The sequence below is a fragment of the Desulfocurvibacter africanus subsp. africanus DSM 2603 genome (genome assembly GCF_000422545.1).
GTDB lineage: Bacteria > Desulfobacterota > Desulfovibrionia > Desulfovibrionales > Desulfovibrionaceae > Desulfocurvibacter > Desulfocurvibacter africanus.
Genome location: NZ_AULZ01000014.1, coordinates 77,248 through 93,706, shown reverse-complemented (window position 1 = coordinate 93,706; position 16,459 = coordinate 77,248). Strand labels below are relative to the sequence as shown.

The 16,459-nt window shown below is 57.6% G+C and carries 14 protein-coding genes; 13 read left to right on the top strand and 1 reads right to left on the bottom strand.

Features of this window, described 5'->3' with window-relative positions; all coding sequences use genetic code 11:
• Positions 1-442 precede the first annotated feature (442 nt).
• The 8 genes from H585_RS0110975 to H585_RS0110940 all read left to right on the top strand — a co-directional run bounded on the left by H585_RS0110975 (position 443) and on the right by H585_RS0110940 (position 9,767).
• Positions 443-1,501 (top strand): protein-glutamate methylesterase/protein-glutamine glutaminase, encoded by a 1,059-nt coding sequence (locus H585_RS0110975; protein WP_027367847.1) that lies wholly within the window; start codon positions 443-445, stop codon positions 1,499-1,501.
• 78 nt (positions 1,502-1,579) lie between these two features.
• Positions 1,580-3,505, top strand: coding sequence for a HEAT repeat domain-containing protein (locus H585_RS0110970; RefSeq protein ID WP_027367846.1), 1,926 nt, complete (start codon positions 1,580-1,582; stop codon positions 3,503-3,505).
• Positions 3,506-4,384, top strand: coding sequence for a CheR family methyltransferase (locus H585_RS0110965; protein WP_027367845.1), 879 nt, complete (start codon positions 3,506-3,508; stop codon positions 4,382-4,384). It abuts the gene before it with no gap.
• Positions 4,385-4,390: 6 nt separating this feature from the next.
• Positions 4,391-4,789 carry a PilZ domain-containing protein gene (locus tag H585_RS0110960; RefSeq protein WP_027367844.1) on the top strand — a complete coding sequence of 133 codons (399 nt, stop codon included), beginning with the start codon at positions 4,391-4,393 and terminating at the stop codon, positions 4,787-4,789.
• Positions 4,790-4,811: 22 nt separating this feature from the next.
• On the top strand, positions 4,812-5,630 hold the full coding sequence (locus H585_RS0110955) for a ParA family protein (protein ID WP_005983424.1): 819 nt from the start codon (positions 4,812-4,814) through the stop codon (positions 5,628-5,630).
• Positions 5,617-6,573, top strand: coding sequence for a chemotaxis protein CheW (locus H585_RS0110950; RefSeq protein WP_027367842.1), 957 nt, complete (start codon positions 5,617-5,619; stop codon positions 6,571-6,573). Before H585_RS0110955 ends, H585_RS0110950 begins: the two co-directional genes overlap by 14 nt.
• A gap of 9 nt (positions 6,574-6,582) precedes the next feature.
• Entirely contained in the window at positions 6,583-6,954 is a 372-nt protein-coding gene (locus H585_RS0110945; RefSeq protein WP_014261087.1) for a response regulator, read from the top strand.
• A gap of 71 nt (positions 6,955-7,025) precedes the next feature.
• Positions 7,026-9,767, top strand: a complete 2,742-nt coding sequence (locus H585_RS0110940) for a chemotaxis protein CheA (RefSeq protein ID WP_027367841.1) — start codon at positions 7,026-7,028, stop codon at positions 9,765-9,767.
• A gap of 70 nt (positions 9,768-9,837) precedes the next feature.
• Here the strand turns inward: H585_RS0110940 and H585_RS0110935 are convergent, their stop codons facing one another.
• On the bottom strand, positions 9,838-10,779 hold the full coding sequence (locus H585_RS0110935; protein WP_244432523.1) for a hypothetical protein: 942 nt from the start codon (positions 10,777-10,779) through the stop codon (positions 9,838-9,840).
• Positions 10,780-11,102: 323 nt separating this feature from the next.
• Here H585_RS0110935 and ybgF point away from each other — a divergent pair, with 323 nt between their 5' ends.
• The 5 genes from ybgF (at position 11,103) to H585_RS0110905 (ending at position 16,305) form a co-directional block, all read left to right on the top strand.
• Positions 11,103-11,801, top strand: coding sequence for a tol-pal system protein YbgF (ybgF, locus tag H585_RS0110930; protein ID WP_476728577.1), 699 nt, complete (start codon positions 11,103-11,105; stop codon positions 11,799-11,801).
• A 52-nt stretch (positions 11,802-11,853) separates the two neighbouring features.
• Complete coding sequence (dprA, locus tag H585_RS0110925; RefSeq protein ID WP_027367838.1) at positions 11,854-13,137, top strand: DNA-processing protein DprA; 1,284 nt, start codon at positions 11,854-11,856, stop codon at positions 13,135-13,137.
• A gap of 410 nt (positions 13,138-13,547) precedes the next feature.
• Positions 13,548-14,384 carry an HDOD domain-containing protein gene (locus H585_RS0110915; RefSeq protein WP_027367837.1) on the top strand — a complete coding sequence of 279 codons (837 nt, stop codon included), beginning with the start codon at positions 13,548-13,550 and terminating at the stop codon, positions 14,382-14,384.
• Positions 14,385-14,402: 18 nt separating this feature from the next.
• Entirely contained in the window at positions 14,403-15,392 is a 990-nt protein-coding gene (locus H585_RS0110910; RefSeq protein WP_027367836.1) for a diguanylate cyclase, read from the top strand.
• Positions 15,364-16,305, top strand: a complete 942-nt coding sequence (locus tag H585_RS0110905) for a tyrosine recombinase XerC (RefSeq protein ID WP_027367835.1) — start codon at positions 15,364-15,366, stop codon at positions 16,303-16,305. Before H585_RS0110910 ends, H585_RS0110905 begins: the two co-directional genes overlap by 29 nt.
• The last annotated feature ends 154 nt before the right edge of the window (positions 16,306-16,459 follow it).

Genomic DNA, 16,459 nt, shown 5'->3' with positions numbered 1-16,459 from the left:
ATCGACCTAACGGTGATGTCACGATCATAAGTCCAGGAAGAGAACAAGGCAAAAGAGAATTACATCCTGACAGCCGCAGTTACGGGAAATGTGACAGCCCCTTTTCGCTGTCTTAGGGGTGCAGGTCAAGATAGTTTAAACGAAAACTGTTTTACTCCAGTCAGATGCAGATCATGTTTTATGCTGTCGCTGGCCCGAAACGGGCGCGGCACACAGATATCTAGCTTTTCCTCGTATTCGGTGCTATTTTTGAAGTCCTCTAGACGTTATATGCAGTAGTAACTGTATTCTGAAGCACTCGGCAAGCATAAGCTCGCGCAGTGTTTGCATAAACGCCAGGATAAGCCGGTGATTGCGCTAGTAACCCTTATAATGTGCGATCAAGACAGCCTTTACAATAGGGCGGAAGGCGACAAGCGCTTTACATTACAGGGGGAGAACATTGATTCGGGTAGTCGTCATTGATGATTCCGCCTTCATGCGCAAGGCTATAAGTACCATGCTCGCGAAGGACCCGGAAATCCAGGTCGTGGGTACGGCCCATAACGGCAACGAAGGGATCGAACGCATCCGCGAACTCGACCCCGATGTCGTAACGCTGGATATCGAGATGCCCGTCATGGACGGCTTGACCGCCTTGCGACGCATCATGATGGAAATGCCCCGGCCGGTGATCATGGTCAGCTCGCTGACCACCGAAGGCGCCGAGGCAACGCTCAAGGCCATGGAACTCGGAGCCGTTGATTTCATCTCCAAGGAATTGTCCAAGGTTTCCTTGGATATCATAAAGATCGAAGCTGACTTACAGAAAAAGGTTAAGGCCGTTGCCAAGCGGAAGTTACGCCACCGGATACCGTTTCGACCCGTGCCGCGTACTGCCGAGTCGCACCTGCGCGAACGCATCGCGGCCATTGGCGGGCGGCCTGTACGGGACATAGTGGCTATCGGCGTTTCCACGGGAGGACCTCCGGCGGTGCAGAAGGTCCTGTCCTCCTTGCCCGTGGATTTTCCGGCCGCGGTCCTTATTGCGCAGCACATGCCGCCAGCCTTCACGGGACCCTTCGCCAAAAGGCTGGACAACGTATGCGCCATCAGCGTCAAGGAAGCCGAGGACGGCGAGCCGCTTAAGCCCGGTACGGTCTACATTGCGCCCGGCGGCAAGCACCTCAAGATAGCCCAACGGGGCACCAAGCTCGATGTCGTCGTGAGTCCGGACCCAGCCGGCGCCCTCTACAAGCCATCGGTCAACGTGCTCATCTCCTCGGTGGCTGAGACTCTGGGGCGTCGAGCTCTGGGGGTCATTCTTACGGGCATGGGAAACGATGGTTTGGAAGGAATTCGCGAACTCAAGGCTCGTGGCGGCCGGGTTTTGGCCCAGAATGATGCCACCTGCGTGGTTTACGGCATGCCCAAGGCTATAGTCGATGCGGGACTTGCCGATGGAATATTAGGGATTGACGAAATGGGTCCGGCAATCATCAGCAGCCTGTACGAGAATTGAGGTTGCGGCCTGCCGGGTCGGCCTGACCGTGCGCATTAGCGTCGCGGTCGTGTGGCGGACCCGCATCTGAGGTATAAGATGGCGGAATGCCAGAGTATTTTTACACAGTTGTCCAGCGGCCAGACCGAGCTCGTGCGCGAGGCGGCCTACAACGCGGGCGAGTCCAGGTGCGAGGAAAGCGTGCCACTTCTGGCCGGGCTCCTGCGCAGCAAGAATATCGGCATCCAGGAGGCGGCCGAGGTCGCCTTGCGCAAGCTCGGAGGAGCCAGCACGGTCAGGTCCGTGTTGCCACTGTTGCGTAGCGACGAGGCACCCGTGCGCAACGTGGCCATGGATATCCTTCGCTCCGTTGGCGACCAGGATTTCGAGTCTTTGGTGACCATCCTGCGCGATGACGATGCCGACATCCGCATCTTTGCCGCGGACATCCTCGGCTCCACTCGCAATGTCCTGGCCGTGGCGCCGCTATGCGATGCGCTGCTCAAGGACCCCGAAGTCAACGTGCGCTACCAGGCGGCCGTCAGTTTGGGAGATTTGGCCTTCCATGAGGGCGCGCGTTGTCTAAACAGGGCCCTGGAGGACGAGGAGTGGGTACAGTTCGCAGTTATCGAAGCCTTGGCCAAAATCAAGGACGACACGTCGGTGGGTGCCTTGGTCTTGGCTCTGAACCGTACCTCGGATCTCGTTGCTTCCATGATTGTTGATGCCTTGGGTGAGATGGGCAATATCAAGGCCGTCAATCTGCTTCTGCGTCGCATGGACGCCAGTCCGACGGCTTTGCGCAACAAGATTGTCAAGGCCGTGGTTAAGATCCTGGGCGGCAAGTCCCTGGCCCTGCTCACTGAAAAAGAGCGGGAGAAGTTCCGCGACTACCTGCTGGTGGCCATCCGGGACGAGGATGTCGAGATCCAGGACGCGGCCATTCATGGCCTGGGATACCTGGGCAATGACGCGGCTGCTGTAGAGATACTGGACTTGGCCGGGAAAATGAACCCGGAGCTTGATCGCGAGCGTATCCTACACGCCATCGACATGCTCGTGGCCATCGGGCCCAGCCCAGCCCTGATCCAGGTTCTGAACCAGGACGATGGCCAGAAAGCCACGGTGGCCGTGGAGGTCATGGCCAGGCTCAAGGACAATACCCTCAATCAGGCGCTTATGCAGGCCTTCTGGGCCAAGAGCCGCGACATCCAGCGCGAGATAGTCTCGGCCCTGCTGCGCGTTGGGGGCCCGGAGGACACACTGTTCTTCATGGATATCCTTGACCGGCATAATGACGGTACCGTGCTTAAAGGCGCCATCGCTTTCCTGGGCATGAAGGTCAAGGCGCAGCAGGCTGGCGACAAGCTCTTCGGCCTGCTCGACCATCCATACGACGACGTCAAGGAAGCTGCGCTGGAGGCTTGCCTGGCCATTTTCGACAGCAGCATGCGCGAACGTTTCGAGGATTTCTTTCGTAGCGAAAACCCGGTGCATCGTCTCATGGCTGTCTACGCCTTGGGCAAATCCGGTGATATGACCTCCAAGACCAGGATCGAGGAAGCCCTTGGCGACGAGGTGCCGGACGTGCGCAAGGTTGCCGTGGAGGCGCTCGTCACGCTGTGCGGTTCCGACGAGAGCGTTCTGCCCATTTTGGCTGGTGTTCTGAGCGATGAGGTGCCCGAAGTACGCATGGCCGTGGTCGAAGAGCTCGGCAAAATGGCTCTGAACGGTGCCGTGCCGCTGCTCATGCAGGGCCTGGATGACGGCAACGATTGGGTGCGCATACGTTCAATGGAAGCGCTTGCCGAACGCAAGGAGACTTCCGCCATACCACTGGTGATTCCCCTGTTGCATTCGGAGAACACGCTTCTGGTAATCAAGTCCATCGCGTGCCTTGGCGAGATCGGAGGGCGTGCCGCCTTTCGCGCCCTGTTGGAGTTGACAAGCCATGACGATCCGCAGATCCAGTCCGCCGCAGCAGAAGCCGTTGCGATGATTCAGGACCAGGAAGAGGTACGCTAGATGTCATCCCTGTTCTCCAAGACAATCACTCTTGGAAAAGAACTCAAGATAAGTGATAGCGAGTTCGCTCAGCTGCGCGACTTCATCTATCAGAAGAGCGGTATATTCATCGCCGACAATCGCAAGTATCTGCTGGAAAATCGTCTCGCCAATCGACTCAAGATTCTGAATCTAAAAGATTTCGGCGAGTATTACTATTATTTGCAGTACGACTCCAAGCGTCAAGGGGAGATGACCGAGCTCTTCAATGCAGTGACGACCAACGAGACGAGCTTTTATCGCAATCCGCCGCAGCTTCAGGTCTTTCAAGACAAGGTATTGCCCGAGATACTCGAGGATCAACGCAAGAAGCGTACACGGACGCTGCGCATCTGGTCGGCAGGCTGCTCCACAGGCGAAGAGCCTTATACCTTGGGCATTATTCTGCATGAAGCCCTGGGATCAGAGATCAGCATGTGGAACATCAAGATCACGGCCAACGATCTTTCTGAAAACGTGCTTCAGTCCGCCCGCGCGGGCGTATACACGGAGTACGCGCTACGTACCACTCCCAAGGTCATAGTGGACAAGTGGTTTACGGCGCAGGATGGCAAGTTCCTGATCAAGCCGGAAGTCAAGAAACTCGTCTCCTTCGGCGCCATCAACCTTAGCGACAGAGCGCTGATGAAACGGGTGGAGCGCTCTCATCTGATCTTTTGTCGCAATGTGATCATTTATTTCGATGACGAGATGAAGAAGTTGGTCATCAGCTCCTTTTACGACAACCTGCTTACCGGTGGCTATCTGTTCATCGGCCATTCCGAGTCGCTGCACAATATAACCCGAGCTTTCAAACCGGTGCATCATCCCGGCGCCATTATCTACCGCAAGGAGGATTAGCCGGGCATGAAATCCGTGGTTGAAGAGAAAAGAGAATACACGCGGCTGCCCAAAAGCTTTCGGGTCGAGATCAGGAAGCTTGCCTTCCCCCTGAATGCGCATCCGGCGCAGTTCGTGGAGAGCGTGGATATAAGCGTTGGCGGATTACGTGTGGAGTGCCGAGGCACCTTTGAGGCAGGGGACAAGGTTCAGGTGCGTATCTTCATACCGAGCTTGAACAAGTTTCATCCAGGTTTCCTAAAGGTCTTCGAGAGCGCCACCGATCAGAGCATGCAGGCCATCGGCGAGGTTGTTCGTGTGGAAGCAGGCCTGCGCGGTTCGATGTTGGGCATCAAGTTCGTGGATATCGATCAGGATGATTGGAAGGCGTTGCATCTCAAGATTCAAAGCGAACTAAGAAAATAAAGCGCGGGAGTCGGGCGGGCTTATGTCCGTAGGCGTCACTAACCGCAACAGAGGGAAGACCGTGGGCGCAACAATACTGCCGATCGCCAACCAGAAGGGCGGAGTGGGCAAGACCACCACGGCCCTGTCCTTGGGCGCGGCCTTGGTCAGACTCAAGAAGAAGGTCTTGGTCGTGGATTTAGACCCGCATGCCAACGCCTCCATCCACATGGCCTTCTTTCCGGAGAAGCTCAAGTACACAGTGCTTGATCTGTTCCTGTCTAAAGGCCCGGAGCCTGATATCTGGGACAGGATCATCTATCCGGACAAGGGCAGCGGCTTCGACTTCGTGCCCAGCCACATCCGGCTTTCCGAACTGGAGGTGGATCTCAAGGATAAGCCTGGCAAGGGGCTCATCCTGCGCAAGGCCCTGGAGGCCGTGAGCTCCGAATATGATTATGTCCTCCTGGATTGCCCGCCTCATGTGGGCATCATCCTGGTCAACGCACTGGTGGCCGGAGATCTGCTCATTATTCCAATCCAGACCGATTTTTTGGCCCTGCATGGCGTGCGGCTCATTTTCGACACCATCCGTACTTTGAGCAAGGCTTTGGGGCGGCCAATCCGTTTTCGCGCTTTGGCCACCATGTACGATCAGCGCGCCAGCGCCTGTCGCAGGGTGCTCGACATCCTCACAAAGAAGATGCCTGACCGCCTCTTCAAATCGGTCATCAGCATGGATACTAAATTTCGGGAAGCCAGCGCCCAGGGACAGGTGATCTTCGACATTGATCCCAAGTGTAGTGGCGCCAAGCAGTACCTCCAACTCGCCAAAGAGATTATCGCTCATGAAAACTCCTGAAGAGTACATAACGGAAAGCGTCTTCATCCCAGAAGAAGTTCAGAAGGACTGTCCGTTTAGCGATGCGGAACAGGCCTTCATCGACAAATACCTCGGCATGGACGGCGAGCAGTTCCTGGCCAAGGTGCCCAGGGTCGATCCCAGGGAGATCGACATCGTGCAAGGAGCGGCACAAGCCGCACCAGCCAAAACCCAGGAACGACTTGCCCAGACTGGTCCGTCAGCTCCTGTCGTTTCTGCCCCTGTAACGCCCATGGTTGTTTCCGCGCCCGCGGAGAAAGCCCCGCCTTCCATAGCCCCGGAGGCCCAGGTCCCTGCGGCATCGGCTGTCGCCAACACGGTGGTGGATAGTCAATTGGCGGGCAAGGCAAAGGGCCAGGGAAGCCCTGCCGCGACTGCTCCGGATAAGCCGCTGAACCAGGAAAAGGCTGCGCCTGTCAAATCCGTGCATGCCGCGGCCCCAGCCAGGGAAGAGGAAAAGGCGGAGGATCTGAGGTTCAAGGAAGGGCTGCAACTTGTAAGCTTCCTGCTCGACGCACGGGAGATGGCCCTGCCCATCCAGTGCATTCAGGAAGTCATTCGCTACATCGAGCCCACTAAGATTCCGTCGGCGCAGGTCTTTGTGTCCGGCGTCATCAACCTGCGCGGAAAGGTCACACCGCTTTTGAACTTGCGGGCTCTGATGGGACAGAGGAGTGGCCAGGAAGGAAACGGTAAAATCGACCGCTTCATCGTAGTCTGCCGGCACAAGGGACTGCAGGTCGGCCTGATAGTCACGGCCATTTCGACCATGTACCGTCCCCCGGCGCGGGATATCGAATGGAATGTCGAGTCCCAGGTGGGCATCAGTTCCGCTTTTGTCGCGGGCTTGATGAAAAAGGACGATAAGCTCATCAACATACTCTCCATCGACCAGCTTGTTGATAGGGTCATAGCGAGGTAGGAGAAAGCCATGTCCAAGCATATCCTTATCGTGGACGATTCAAAAACCGTCCGCAACCTCGTGGCCTTCATCATGAAGAAGGAAGGCTTCAAGGTGACTACGGCCGAGGACGGCCTTGACGGACTCGAGAAGCTCTACTCCAACTCCATTGACCTGATAATCTCGGACGTCAACATGCCTCGCATGGATGGATTCACTTTCATCAAGATCGTGCGCGAGCAAGAGGCGTACAAGGATACGCCTATCGTCGTCCTTTCCACCGAAGGTCAGGAGAAGGACATCCAACAGGGCATGAATCTTGGCGCTAATCTTTATCTGGTAAAGCCGGCACAGCCGGAAAAGATGGTCATAAACATCAGGATGCTGCTCGGCACTGAATAGCCGATGCCGTGCCGGTTGGTTTTTTTGGAAACGGCAGGCAGTGTGACAGCGCATGACGCAGAGGACATGCTATGAGCCAGGATTTCTTGGATCCTGAAATCTTTTCGGATTTCATTGTCGAGGCCAGGGAGCACCTGGAAACCATTGAGCCCGCGCTTCTGGAGCTGGAAAAGTCGCCTGGAAACTCGGATCTGCTCAACGATATATTCCGACCCATGCATTCCCTGAAGGGTGCCTCGGGATTTCTTGGGCTGAACAAGATCAATGGTCTGGCCCACAAGGCCGAGAGTATCCTGGATGAATTGCGCAACGGGAAGATGGTCGCGACTTCCGAGATTATGGACCTCATACTCTCTGCCACTGATGCCCTGACCAACATGATCAACAATCTGGAAACCGCCAATGATGAGGGCGACATTGAAACGCGTGACATAATCGCGCATATCGAGTCGCTCATGAACGGCGGTGGCTCGGTCAAACCTTCATCTGTTTCAACAGTGCCTCCGAAGCCGGGCAAGCGCAAAGAAAAAGCCCAACCGCTCCATGTGGAGAATTTGCCACCGTTCGACGCCGAACCCTACACCTTGACCGTTATCGGCGAAGGACACCTGCAGGATTTTCTGGAAGAGGCTGAGGAGATCCTGGATGGCTTAGGCAATGCCTTGTTGCAGTTGGAGAAGAATCCGCAAGGCAATAAGGAACTCATCAACGATTTGTTCCGCTACTTCCATAACATCAAGGGCAACTCGGGCATAATCGGTTTCAAGGAACTCAATGCCCTGACTCACGAAGCCGAGACGCTTCTGGGCCGCGTGCGCAAGGGCGAATTGGCGCCAAGTCGAGGCCTGATCGACCTTTTGCTGGCCGTGTCGGATGCCATGGCCGAGATCCTTTCGCAGGTGGACTCAAAAACGGCCAGAATTCAGCCCGTGGACACCAGACTTACCCTGGCGCGAGTCAAGCGAGCCCTGGAGGGCGACATTCCCGCCGACTCCGCATCGGCTGGGGATAGCGCATCCTCCAGCATGGCCGAGGGCGAGTATGATCCCGAGGACGTGCAGGCTTTTGACCAGACAGTGGTTCAACAGCTCGAAAATATCGGCATCGCGCTGCGCACCTTGTCCCAGGACAGCTCGCAGAAGGATTTTGTCGATGGCCTTTACCGCAGCCTGATGACGATCCAGAATTCTTGCGGCTACATGCGCTTCGGCGACCTCAAGGTCATGGCCGAGCGCACGGCCGGCCTTGTGGACCAGGCGCGCAAGAGCGGCCTCGATTTCGAGCTCATGCTCGACATTCTCAAGCAGGAATGCTCTATCATCGCCGACGGAGTGCACAAGCGGCTCTCCGTCCTGCGCTCGACGTACGGCTCCAAATCCGGCGACGCGGAGCCGTCTGCCAAGTCATCTGTGGCTGCTCCAAAACCAGCTTTAGCCGCCTCTTTGGACAGGACCCGACAGGAAGAGGCCGCGCCTGCGGAGATCGATGAGATAATGGAGCTGGAGGATGGCGAGCCCACCACCGGCATTACCGCCGCGCCATCAGCCGCGAAGTCGGCGCAGGCTGGTCAGGCTCAAGCGTCGCAAAAGGCAGCGGCCAAGGCCACAACCACCATCCGCGTGGATCATGAGAAACTGGACCATCTCATGAACGTCATCGGCGAGCTGATTATTAACCGCAATCGCTTTTCCATGCTGGCGAGGGCCTTGGAGTCCGGCCAGGAGGACGTGCAGAAAGTCGCCCAATCCTTGTCCGAAACGACCGACGCCATGGCGCGCATCTCAGACGACCTGCAGGACACCATCATGAAGGTGCGCATGGTTCCGGTGTCCTCTGTCTTTTCGCGCTTTCCCCGTCTTATTCGAGATTTGTCGCGCAAAAGCGGCAAGGACGTGGAGTTGCTCACCGAGGGAGAGGAAACGGAGTTGGACAAGAGTTTGGTCGAGGTCATCGGCGACCCTCTCGTGCATCTCATTCGCAACTCCGTTGATCACGGCATCGAGACGGCCGAAGAACGAACGGCGGCGGGCAAACCGCCGATGGGTCGGGTATGGTTGCGGGCTTACCATAAAGGCAACTCCGTGGCCATCGAGATCGCGGATGACGGCCGAGGCATCGATCCCGTCAAGATGCGCCGCGCTGCGGTGAAGAAAGGGTTGATCTCGGAGGAAGAGGCTGCGGCAATGGACGACCGGGAGGCTATCGAGCTCATCTTCGCCCCGGGCTTTTCCACTGCCGAAAAGATCACGGATATTTCTGGTCGCGGCGTGGGCATGGATGTGGTGCGTAACAACATCAAGAACCTCAAGGGCAGCGTGAGCATCACTTCCGAAGTGGGCAAGGGCGCCAAGTTCATTCTGCTGCTTCCGCTGACCCTGGCGATCATCGACGCGCTCATGGTCACCATTGATAACGAGGTGTTCGCCATTCCCCTGGATGCTGTTTCGGAAACGACCAAGATCGAGGCGAGCAGATTGACGGAAGTGAACACCCGCAAGGCCGTGACCCTGCGCGGCGATGTGTTGGGCGTGGTTGATTTGCGCGAGATCCTTGGCTTGTCGATCGGCGAGGAACAAAGGGAAATTCTGCCCATTGTGGTCATACAGGACCAGGATCGCAGGCTGGGAATCGTCGTTGACAAGCTGCTCGAACGCCAGGAAATTGTCATCAAACCTCTTGGAAGTTACCTGAGCGACTTCGACCTCAAGGGCGTGTCCGGTGCGACAATCATGGGCGATGGCAGCGTGGTGCTCATCCTTGACCCCCATGAAATCTACTCCCTTGCGACATCTACCACGGCACGCTCCATTTAGGCGTACATAATGGAAAAGGCCGGCCAGGAGTGTGTCCTGGCCGGCCTTTTTTTATTGCGGATAATTGACGCTATTGCCCCAGGAACTGAAAGCCAGCCAAGCAGAGTCCCGCGAGCATAAGCAGCAGGAACAGAACGGCCAGGCCGATGACCGGCTTATGGCGCAGCGGGGTGTCGCTCCGCCACACGAATAGATAGGCCAGCATGGCCACGAGCAGGGCCGAAGCCGTAATGATGACGCCTGCGCGCAGGATCGGATCGGCCGCCAGGGCAAGTCCGGCCAGCAAGTGCACACTGGCCAGCCACCCCAGGAAGCCGGCCTGCAATCCCAGGCTGAGCAGTGTCCAGCCGGCGCCAAGACGAAGGGCGAAGCCGTAGTAATCCCTGCCCCAATCATCCTTGTTGCGGCGCATGACGGTGTAGGCAAGTCCAAGGCCGCCGGCACAGGCCAGGGCCAGCATCACGACCAAGCCCAACAGGAGCCAGAAGGGCGCTGTAGCTGGAATAAGGAAGTGATCCTGGATCACGATAGCTGGATCAGCCCGGTTCTGGATAGCCAGTAGCCTGCACAGGGAAAGGGCAAACCAGATCGAGGCCAGGCTGGCCAAGGCGGCCAGCAATCCCAGCAGCTTGTGCAGGCCGCGGGATTCCTTCAACCCGCGCCAAGTCGTGGCGTGCAGCAACGCAAACGAGATCAGCAGGGCCAGGGCTATGACCAGCGGCAGTAAGAGCATCGGCTGCTCGTTGAGGAACGAGAGCAACATGCTGGTCTCGGCTTTTCGCAGTGCCATTACCAAGCCCGTCAGGAGCAAGGCCACCAGGAGCCAGATCAAACCGGCTTTGCTCATTTGCTGGGCGAACTTGTGATAAAAGACCTTGCTGCGCACGTCAGCCAGGATCTCGGCCGAGGCGCTCAACACGGGTGACCCAAGGGCCGACAGCCAAGCCAGCAGAGCCAGTGCTGCGAGTGCGGCCCACAAGGCTAACGTTGTCAGGTCGGCGGAAAGGGGCATGTGTTTCTCCTCCAACATGGGATTGGCCTCGGAACCAGGCACGCAAGCGGCAATGCGCCAGAGTGGACCGGGGCTGGAAACCTCGCCGTTTTGCCTTAATTCTTGCTGGCATGCAAGGCAGAACGCAATGCCAGCATAACGCGAGCATGCTCGCAAGCTGAGCGGCCTTACTGATCGAAAATGGCCTGGCTGGCATGATGCTTGTAATAAGCTCAGCAAGCATCCAGTTTTTGAATTGTCCGGACTGACCAGGCTGCTTGCCGAGGCCGTGGACAGGCGCCAGCGAGGAGAACATGAGACGATACTCCATCTGCCTATTAATTTTGCTGACGATCTTCACGATATGCGTCGTGCCTACAGTGACGGCCACTGTGCCGCCTCCAGACGGACGTGTGACGGCCACGGTGAATGCTTTCAGGGCTTCTCTGGCCTCAGCGAACCCTTCATCGGAAGCGAGCCAGGACCGGCCGAGGTTCACCGAAGGGGATATGGTGCAAAGCCTCGACCTTCCTGCGTTGACCACCGCAATCGAAAGCCCGGTCGTCATGGAAATGACGCTTGCGGAGCAGCCTCTGTCTCCTGGAGCAGTACTTGTGGCTGCTTCCGGGACGACGATGGTGGATGCCGGAACCAAGGGTTTAACCCCGGCACAGAAGGCGCGTTATGACAAAGCGCTGGCGCTCGTATGGGATAAAAAGCCCGAGGCGGCTCGCACACTGCTCAATGAATTCCTGGTGGATTTTCCCACATCAAATCTTACGCCCAATGCCCTGTACTGGCTTGGTGAAACGTATTACAGCCAGAAACGCTACTCCCTGGCCATACTAACCTTCAAGGACGTCATGCGGCGCTTCCCGGTGCATTCCAAGGCATCCGACGCAGCGCTCAAGATCGGCTATTCCTACGAGCAGCTCGGTGACACGCAGAACGCGCGCCTTGTTTTCAAGAATTTGCTGAAGACTTATCCAGATTCCAATTCGGCCGAGTTGGCGCGCACGAAACTCAAGCAGCTCGAGGGCTGATGTCCGGCGTATGCGAGGGCATGGGCTCGAGGCCGGATATGTCTGAACCGCCATGAGCAATCGACAGACTGCGGATGGACAGGGAGCGGAGAGTGCTGTCGCGCAGCAGGCTCTGCATGACGAGTACCGGGCGGCCTTGGCCTTGCGCCATACTCCCGGACTTGGGCCTCGTACGTGGAAGCGGATCGCCGAGGCCTTTCCGACGCTTACGGATGCGGCGCGCAGTGCCGGGGCTTGGCCGGGACTGCGACTGACGCGCAGCACGGTATCCGCATCTTTTCTGTCAAAGGCTTGGCTCAAGGCCGCCGAGCAGGAATACGGCCTGGTCCGCGAGCGCGGGCTGCGTTATGTGACCTGGAGTGATCCGCAATTCCCACGCCTGCTCAAGACTATTCCTGACCCGCCGCTTTACCTTTACTATCTGGGCGATGTTGCGCTCATGAACACGCCGAGCCTTGCCCTGGTGGGCTCGCGGCAATGTTCCGAGTACGGTCTCAAGGCTGCACGCGCCATGGGCGAGGAGTTGTCCAGGGCAGGCATCACCATTGTCTCGGGCTTGGCCATGGGCATTGATCGCCAGGCTCACCTGGCTGGCCTCTCCGCCATTGGCTCCTCCGTTGCCGTGCTTGGCACCGGCCTTGACCGAATCTACCCTGAAGCTAACACGGATATATGGGAGGAGCTTCGGACTCGGGGACTCATTGTCACGGAGTTTCCACCGCTCACCATTCCAGAGCCGCAAAACTTTCCAGTACGTAACAGGATCATCAGCGGTCTGTCCTTGGGTGTGCTCGTGGCCGAGGCTGCGGAGAAAAGCGGCAGCCTCATCACCGCCAAACTTGCGCTGGACCAGGGCCGCGAGGTCTTTGCCCTGCCTGGCCCCGTTACGCAGGCGACTTACGGCGGATGCCATGCGCTCATTCGCCAGGGCGCGCAGTTGGTGACCAGTGCTGTAGAGATTATCGCCACGCTGGATTATGAGTTGCGCTCCGCACTCAGTTCCGTCGTAAATGGGGACGCACAGCTTGACGTCAAAGACCATGCACCGATTATCATGCAGTCAGATGGAGGCCGGCGTGAGGAGGCACGCATTCCGATATCTTTGAATGCAAATGTTCAACTAGAAAATGGACGCCACATACAAATCGACGATCTTGCCCCAGAGGAAAACGCGGTACTGCTCGTGCTCGCCGCGGATGCCAGAACGCATATAGATGTCTTGGGCAGGACAACAGGCTTGGCCAGCGGCACTTTAAGCGGTATACTGTTGGCACTGGAGCTGAAAGGACTTGTTCGACAGTGGCCGGGCATGTATTATAGCAGAAAGGGCAGCTGAATCTGCTCAGCTTTTTTGAACAGTGCATAAGCCTCGGCGGATAGGAATGCATAAGATACCGCTTTCGGTGGCAAAAGCAGGCATGCTCCTCGCGGAGCCCGTGTGCAGGGCGAGCGGCATGGTTGTCGTCGGCCAAGGCTGCGAGCTCAACGAGTTTTTGTTGTCCAGGCTAAAGGAGATGGGCATTGACTCCGTTGTCGTCGTTTCTACGGAGATTGGCTGCCAAGCCCCTTGCCAATGCATATGGAGTGATCGAGCCGCCAGATTGGACCATCTTTTTCGTAAGCACTCCGGCGACGCCTGGATGGAAGAGGTTAAAAGTCATCTGAAGAATTATTTTCTCTTGCGCAGCTCCATAGGCGAGACTCGGCCCTCAGAAAACGCCGAGACCGCTGACAAGGGAGCCTGATATGGCCCATTCGGATCTACGGCTCCGTAAGGGGCGAATCCTAGCCATCAGGGATCTGCCCACCTTGCCCTCGGTTCTCGATGAAGTCGTGGCGCTGGTCGAGGATCCAACGACCTCCACGGAGCAGATCGCCAAGATCATCGCCTACGATCAGGTGCTTTCGGCCAAGGTGCTCAAGATGGTCAATTCGCCCATCTACGGCTTCCCCGGACGTATCGGCTCCATTCACCACGCCTTGGTGCTGCTGGGCTTCAATGTCATCCGGGGTATTGTCATCAGCACTTCGGTGCTCGAAATCATGGCCCAGTCCATGACACGTTTATGGACTCACAGCGTTGGCTGCGCCTTGGCCGCGGGTTGTATCGCACGCAGGGCCGGCTTAAAGGACCCCGACGAATATTCCGTGGCCGGGTTGCTGCATGATCTTGGCAAGCTGGTAATCGCCCTGCAGCTTCCGGACTTGCAGGCGGCCATCGACGATAAGATAGCCCAGGATGACACACACCCGCTGTTGGCTGAAAAGGAGATGCTCGGCTTTGGGCATGATCGCGTCAATGCTTGGTTGGCAAAGCATTGGAATCTTCCGCCAAGCCTTGAGGAAGGTCTGAGCCATCATCATAAGCCGCACTTGGCGCGCAACTATCCCAAGTTCGCCAGCGTCGTGCATCTAGCCGACTTCATCGTGCATGTCCTGGATGGCGGGTCGGAGGGCAAGGACCTCGTGCCTTACCTTGAGCCGAAAGCATTGGATATTCTGGGCCTGACGACCCAGGATTTCGGCCTTATTATAGAAGATTTCTTCGCTAAGCATTCGCTTGTTCCCTCATTTTCTCTTTAGCGCCAGAGGTGCGGTGAAATGGCCTTGTCCCCCTGCCGTCTGGAAGAGCATATGACTGCCACGTGCGCGGATTCTTGGGTAGGCAAGTTCCATCTGATCACTGCCGACGCTGGCCTGGAGCGGATGCTCAAAGGGCTTTGGCCAGGAAGTCAGGCCGAGTGGCAGACTTTCAGTGAAGGACGCAAGTCCGTGGAGAAGCTGCTGCTGGAACCTCCAGAGCTTTTCCTCATAGACAATCGCATCCCGGATATTTCGGGCATTGAACTGGCCCGGCTCGTCAAGGGCGAAAACGTCTACAGGCAAATACCCGTGGTACTGCTGCTTGCCAGGGCGGAAGCATTTGAGGGGGTCGATTTCCGCGAACTGGAAATAGACGATTTTCTGGTTTTGCCCTGCGAAGCCGAGCTTGCCCGCTTGCGCATCATGCTCGCCCTGCAGCGGGGCAAGCGCTCTTTCGATGCCAATCCTTTGACCCGCCTGCCAGGTAACACGAGCATCATCCGGCGTATTCAGCGCGGCATCGAGTGCGGCGAGGAATTCGCCGTGGGCTATGTGGATCTCGATTTTTTCAAGTCCTTCAATGATAGATATGGTTTCTCTCGCGGGGATGAAGTGCTCATGATGACCTCCCGCTTGCTGGTCAATTCAGTTCGTGGCGCGCCGGCCAAACAGAGTTTCTTGGGCCACGTGGGCGGCGATGATTTCGTCTTCATCACTCCTTGTACATATGCCGAAGCCACCTGCCGCAGCATCATAAGCTCGTTCGATGCCATCATCCCGAGCTTTTACGACGAGAAGGACAGGTTGGCTGGTGGCATCCGCTCCAAGGACCGTAGCGGCAATGAACGCGACTATCCCATAATGACCGTATCCATCGGCGTGACGCACAACTTTGGCGGTCGGCTCAAGCACTATGGCCAGGCTTCGGCCGCGGCTTCGGCGCTCAAGACTCTGGCCAAGCAGAATGGAAAAAGCGGATATGTCGTCGACCGTCGGGCCTATCCCTGAGTTCGAACTTCCGGACTCCTGTCTGGCTTTTCTCGTGCATTTGGACGTGGAGAAGGGTTACTCGCCGGCCACAGTGCAGGCCTATGGCCGGGACGTTGAGCAGTTCGAGCGCTTTCTGTCCCGGCGGGACAGAAGCCTGGCCGAACCCGAGGGCGTGGACCGCGACGACGTGCGCTCGTTCCTGGCCGAACTGCATCGCATGGGTGTGCGCAAGTCCTCCATGTCGCGCAAGCTGTCCTCCCTGCGCACCTTATTTCGTTACCTGCGCAAGAGCGGGCTGGCCACCGGCAACCCCATGGCTGGCGTCGGCAATCCCAAGCAGGACAAGCGCCATCCCAAGTCGCTAAACGTGGATCAGGCATTGGCTGTCATGGAGGCTCAGGTTTCGGCTGGGCCCGAGGGCTTGCGCGACCTGGCCTTGGCCGAACTGCTCTACGGCTCCGGGCTGCGCATCAGCGAAGCACTGGATTTGAACGTGGACGATATCGATCCGGGCTCGGGTATCCTGCGGGTCATGGGCAAGGGTCGCAAGGAGCGCATCGTGCCGCTCAGCGACGCCTCGGTGCGCAGACTCAAGGCCTATCTTGTCCAGCGCCACGCTTTTCCGGTGGAGCCTCAGGAGCGGGCCTTGTTCCTGGGCAGCCGGGGCGGCCGCCTCAACCGCCGGCAGGCCGCGCGCATCGTGGAGCACATGGCCGGGCTGGCCGGCTTGCCCCAATCCATCAGTCCGCACACCCTGCGCCACAGCTTCGCTTCGCACCTGCTTCAATCCGGCGCGGACCTGCGCAGCGTTCAAGAGCTGCTCGGCCATAAGCGCTTGACTACCACCCAGCGTTACACTCACCTCAATCTGGCCCAGATCACCCGCGCTTATGATGCGGCCCATCCGAGATCGAAGAAAAAAGACGACTAAAGAGTATTGCCGGCCCCGATGGCAAGATATCATTTCAGCGTGTTGGGAGCGAATGCAGCCATGTTTCCGGCCAGGGGAGTCCCAGCCCTGGTGGAGTTCGCGTTTTCGCTCCTGAGATGCCTTGCTGACCTTAACTGACTATATAAAACTCCTC